This is a genomic window from Psychrobacter sp. ENNN9_III, assembly GCF_001462175.1.
Classification (GTDB): Bacteria; Pseudomonadota; Gammaproteobacteria; order Pseudomonadales; family Moraxellaceae; genus Psychrobacter.
Map to the genome: position 1 here is coordinate 1 of NZ_LNUO01000005.1, position 4,569 is coordinate 4,569.

Sequence of the window (4,569 nt, forward strand, 5' to 3'; positions counted from 1 at the left end):
ACTTGCGTGCTGTCACCACAGAGGCTAGAGGCTGCGCAAAATTCATCCCAGTAGCGCGCTTAAATTTATAACAATTTTATTTTGAACTGACTATACCTACCTCGTTTCTCACTTGTTGTAGACAACTCACTATGTCTTGAAAGCAAATTTGATATTTGTCTGATTATGATGAAGATAGGGCAGCTTATTTAGCGCTTCTTAGTTCTATTTCACAATTATATTTTTAATGAACAAAGGTTCAAGTACGTTTATTATAGAGCGAACATTAGTAAACTATATTTTTACGTAAAACTGTTCCTTTTATTAACATACATATTACGAAGCAGAGAATATTGGCACATCATGTAAGTATTGACGGATGATATACGTGATAAACGGTAAACTAAAACCCTAATAGAGCATATATGGGAACATACTATAAGAGCAGTAAAATTTTAAATTTAGATTTGCAAACAAATATTTATTAATAATATCTTACTTATTATTGAAATATTGTCAAGTATATGTATAATCTCCTTGTAAATTAGTTATTATTTGTTCATTCTTAGCGTTTGCCTTAATAAATTATTGCGCTAATTTTATTGTTGTACAATTCTGATGATACTGCACTTATGAACCCTATTTATCGTATTAAGCTTACCAATTCAAATTTGTTATCTATAGTCCTTAGTGCCTCTGTGTTGATTACAGGTTGTGGCACGGGCGCTAAAGGTAGCCAACATAATATGAGCCAGCCAACAGTTAAACAGTTGAGCAGCCCTTCACTTGTCTACTTGTCTGGCGCTACTGAGGCCAAAAACTCGAACGATAGCAGCATAGAAGAATGGATGACTATAGCCAAAACCAACTATGACTCAAAAAACTACTCACGAGCATTAAGAGCGGCTAATGAAGCGCTCAGTATCGACAATCAGATTGTGGAGGCTCGTCAGATTGCGATGCTATCGTCTGTTAAGGTAATGCAGAGTAATGTGGACGCTTACCACGACAACGCGTTGATGAATAGCCATGATAAGGCTACGTTCAAAGAAACTTTGACCAATATGACTACCTTGATCAATAACTCTGATTAAACCATCCTTTGGTTAAACTACTCTTGAGTAAATAGATCTCTCAATCTAATACTAATAATAGCGAGCACCGACTTACCATGAACAGTATTAAAAGCAGTATAAAAGTTAGTTTTAAGTTGCCTAAAGCTATCTTTTCGGGTCTGCTTATTATAGGCACTGCTATGGGTACAGCACATAGTGAGCTTGTCATACAAGAAAAAGATCCAGGCTCAAGCGTTATTAATCAATACGCTAAGCTTAAAAATGCTGATGCAAGATCACCACAGCTACATCAATTAGTTTCAGACCTAAATCAAAGGCTGTCAGCCAATCCCAATGACTCTTTAGCATGGGAGATTTTGGCACAGATTTATTATAGCAATGGCTATCATGCTGATGCTGTCTATGCAGCAAGCGAAGCGATTGAGTTAGGTCACAGCACTGCCAAGCTCAAGAATATACTACTAAATAGCAGTGCTATCGTTTCCCAAAAACAGCTGCAATCAGACTACTTAACTGATGAGGTTGATGCAGAATTTTTAAAAGAATATCAATACTCCCTTAGCAAGATATACGGGGAGATCTACGAGTTTAATTACGATGAGTCTTTACCGAAACCGCCAGCACCTGTCATCAAGCCTAGAGCGGTAAAAAATAAGACTAAATCGAGAAAACAGCGCCGTACATCCGTCAAGAAAAAAGCTTCTCCTGTGAAAAGAAAAGCAGCAGTGAAACAAAGGCGCGCTCCTACCAAACCCGTCAAAGAGCAGTCTCCCTCTAAAAGTAGTCCTTCTATAGCTACTGACCCATTTAAAAATGTACGTTCAAAATAGCAATTGCTGAGGTAACTTATTATGGCAAAGCAAGACAGTGTGCAAAAGAAACTCGCAAAAGTACGTGCTCCTCGGGTACATCTTACTTATGACGTCGAAGTTGGCGATGCGATCGAAACTAAGGAAATTCCCTTTGTCGTTGGCGTGCTGGGTGAGTTCTCAGGTGACTCTACGCTTGAACAACCGCGCTTTAAAGACAAGAAGTTTGTTGAAGTAGATTTGGATACTTTCGACGAGGTAATGTCAGGACTAGCGCCGCGCGCGACCTTTAGAGTTCAGAATGATTTGAGTGACACAGGTGGCGAGTTTGCGGTTGATTTAGCATTTAATAGTATCGACGATTTTCGTCCTGAAGCTGTGGCCGATCAGATTGAGCCATTAAAGCAGTTGGTACAAGCACGAGATCGATTGGCAGATTTACGTAATAAGATTTCGGCTAATGAAAAGCTTGAAGATTTACTGGACGATGTGCTTAAAAATACTGAGCAAGTCAAAAAAATGGCCGAACAAAATCAAACTGACGGTGAGGATTAAATGATGAGTGCCCAGGCCCAGCAGAACATAGCAACCGATTCGTTGAATAATGAAAGCTACGACTTACTCGAAGAAATCGTCAATAAAAGTAACGTTGCCAAGTCCGATGATGAGAAAAACCGCGCGAAGTCGCAAATCGCAGAGCTGGCCAATGAAGTCATGCAAGGCACAGTGACATTATCAGATAATCTATCGGCATCAATTGACGCGCGTATTGCTCAGATTGATGCGCTGATCTCTAAGCAGTTGACTACGGTTATGCATGCTCCTGAGTTTCAGAAGCTAGAATCTAGCTGGCGCGGTCTACATTACCTATGTAGCCAAACGCCATCAGAATCCATGCTTAAGATACGCATGATGAACACCACCAAGCGCGAGCTTACCAAAGACTTTCAATCTTCGATAGATTTTGACCAAAGCACGTTGTTCAAAAAGATATATGAAGAAGAGTTCGGTAGTTTTGGCGGCGAACCCTATGCAGCAATCGTTGGCGATTTTGAGTTTACTCGCCAAAACTCTGATATGTATCTGCTTGAGCAATTGTCTCATGTGGCAGCAGCTTCTCATGCACCATTTGTATCGGCTGCATCAGCCGAGATGTTTGGATTAGATTCATTTACTGACATCGGACGCCCTAGAGATTTATCCAAAATATTTGAAACGGCAGAATACATACGCTGGCGTGCTTTTAGACAGTCAGAAGATGCACGTTACGTGGCTCTTACGGTGCCTAGATTTTTAGGGCGTCTGCCTTATGACCCAAAAGAAGGGACAGTGGTTGAAGGTTTTAATTTTACAGAAGAAGTCTCGGGTAATGATCATAGCGACTATCTATGGGTGAATGCCGCTTATGCATTTGCTTCGCGTCTGACTGCTGCATTTTCTGATTATCGCTGGTGTGCGGCTATTCGCGGCGTTGAAGGGGGTGGCTTAGTTGAAGGTTTACCTGTCCACACTTTTAAAACCGATGATGGTGATTTGGCACTCAAATGTCCAACCGAGATATCTATCACTGATCGCCGTGAAAAAGAGCTGAGCGATTTAGGTTTTATTCCATTAGTTCACTGTAAAAATACTAATTATGCGGCCTTTTTTGGAGCGCAATCAGTACAAAAAGCCAAAACTTATCAAAACGATGATGCTAATGCCAACGCTGTGTTATCGACCCAACTACAATATATCATGGCAGTATCACGTATTGCCCATTACCTAAAAGCGATGATGCGCGACAAGGTTGGTAGCTTTTTATCGCCTGGTAATGTTGAGTCGTTTTTGAACGACTGGATTTCTCGTTATGTCTTGCTAGACGACGGCGCCTCTCAAGAAGCAAAAGCCCAGTACCCACTGCGCGAAGCTTCTGTACAAGTTGTAGAAGTGCCAGGTAAGCCTGGCGTCTACAAGTCAGTGGTCTTTTTGAGACCACACTTTCAACTTGACGAATTGTCTGTTTCTTTGCGTTTGGTCACTCAACTACCGCAGTCTAGCAACAGCTAATCGTTTATTAAAATCCAACGTTAAGTTTAAACTTCTCAAAACAAGGTATGTGATATGAAAGACATTTATATTCAGTTCCGTGGTAAATACAAGATTGACGGCGAGTCTCGTGATAGCGAGCATAAAGGCTGGCTTGAAGTAAATACCTGGGACCATTTGATCCGTCAACCAAAGTCAGCGACAGCCAGTAGTGTTGGCGGTCACACCTCTGAGCGTTGTGAGCATGCTGACATGACTTTTATGAAGGATTTGGATTCTACTAGTCCTAAGCTATGGGAAGCTTGTTCAGCTGGTTATACTTTTGACGAAATCCAAATTGATTTCTATCGTGCCAACGGTGATAAGCGCGTTAAATATCTTGAAGTTAAACTTAAACATGCGCTTATCGCTAGTGTTGAGCCTACTGTCCGTTCTGAAGGCGTACCTATTGAAAAAGTCGGTATCAAGTATGCCGCTGTTGAGTGGACTTACACGCAACAAGATATCGATGGCACTGCTAAAGGTGCTGTGACCAAGAAGTGGTCGCTGGCTAACAATACTGCCACGTATACCGCTTAAGATCGGTAGTCTGACGTGATATGTATGTATTGTGAATAAAAAGAAAGGTTTATATTTAGGCCTTTCTTTTTTATTTTTTATGATAGGAATGACTATAT

At 40.8% G+C, this 4,569-nt stretch carries 5 protein-coding genes; all 5 read left to right on the forward strand.

Features of this window, described 5'->3' with window-relative positions; translation table 11 throughout:
* The first annotated feature begins 611 nt into the window (after nucleotides 1-611).
* The 5 genes from PENNN9_RS00420 (at nucleotide 612) to PENNN9_RS00440 (ending at nucleotide 4,471) form a co-directional block, all read left to right on the forward strand.
* Nucleotides 612-1,073 (forward strand): hypothetical protein, encoded by a 462-nt coding sequence (locus PENNN9_RS00420; RefSeq protein WP_058367811.1) that lies wholly within the window; start codon nucleotides 612-614, stop codon nucleotides 1,071-1,073.
* A 161-nt stretch (nucleotides 1,074-1,234) separates the two neighbouring features.
* A complete protein-coding gene (locus PENNN9_RS00425; protein ID WP_156410046.1) occupies nucleotides 1,235-1,885 on the forward strand; it encodes a tetratricopeptide repeat protein in 651 nt (216 codons plus the stop codon).
* Nucleotides 1,886-1,906: 21 nt separating this feature from the next.
* Nucleotides 1,907-2,419 carry a type VI secretion system contractile sheath small subunit gene (gene tssB / locus PENNN9_RS00430; RefSeq protein ID WP_058367813.1) on the forward strand — a complete coding sequence of 171 codons (513 nt, stop codon included), beginning with the start codon at nucleotides 1,907-1,909 and terminating at the stop codon, nucleotides 2,417-2,419.
* 3 nt (nucleotides 2,420-2,422) lie between these two features.
* On the forward strand, nucleotides 2,423-3,913 hold the full coding sequence (tssC, locus tag PENNN9_RS00435) for a type VI secretion system contractile sheath large subunit (RefSeq protein WP_143505628.1): 1,491 nt from the start codon (nucleotides 2,423-2,425) through the stop codon (nucleotides 3,911-3,913).
* Between the two features lie 54 nt (nucleotides 3,914-3,967).
* Nucleotides 3,968-4,471 carry an Hcp family type VI secretion system effector gene (locus PENNN9_RS00440; RefSeq protein WP_025651832.1) on the forward strand — a complete coding sequence of 168 codons (504 nt, stop codon included), beginning with the start codon at nucleotides 3,968-3,970 and terminating at the stop codon, nucleotides 4,469-4,471.
* Nucleotides 4,472-4,569: the final 98 nt, after the last annotated feature.

Bases quoted from the DNA above. Each gene is read 5' to 3' on its own strand.
- PENNN9_RS00420 (WP_058367811.1), top strand. From the start codon at position 612: ATGAACCCTATTTATCGTATTAAGCTTACCAATTCAAATTTGTTATCT.
- PENNN9_RS00425 (WP_156410046.1), top strand. From the start codon at position 1,235: ATGGGTACAGCACATAGTGAGCTTGTCATACAAGAAAAAGATCCAGGC.
- tssB (WP_058367813.1), top strand. From the start codon at position 1,907: ATGGCAAAGCAAGACAGTGTGCAAAAGAAACTCGCAAAAGTACGTGCT.
- tssC (WP_143505628.1), top strand. From the start codon at position 2,423: ATGAGTGCCCAGGCCCAGCAGAACATAGCAACCGATTCGTTGAATAAT.
- PENNN9_RS00440 (WP_025651832.1), top strand. From the start codon at position 3,968: ATGAAAGACATTTATATTCAGTTCCGTGGTAAATACAAGATTGACGGC.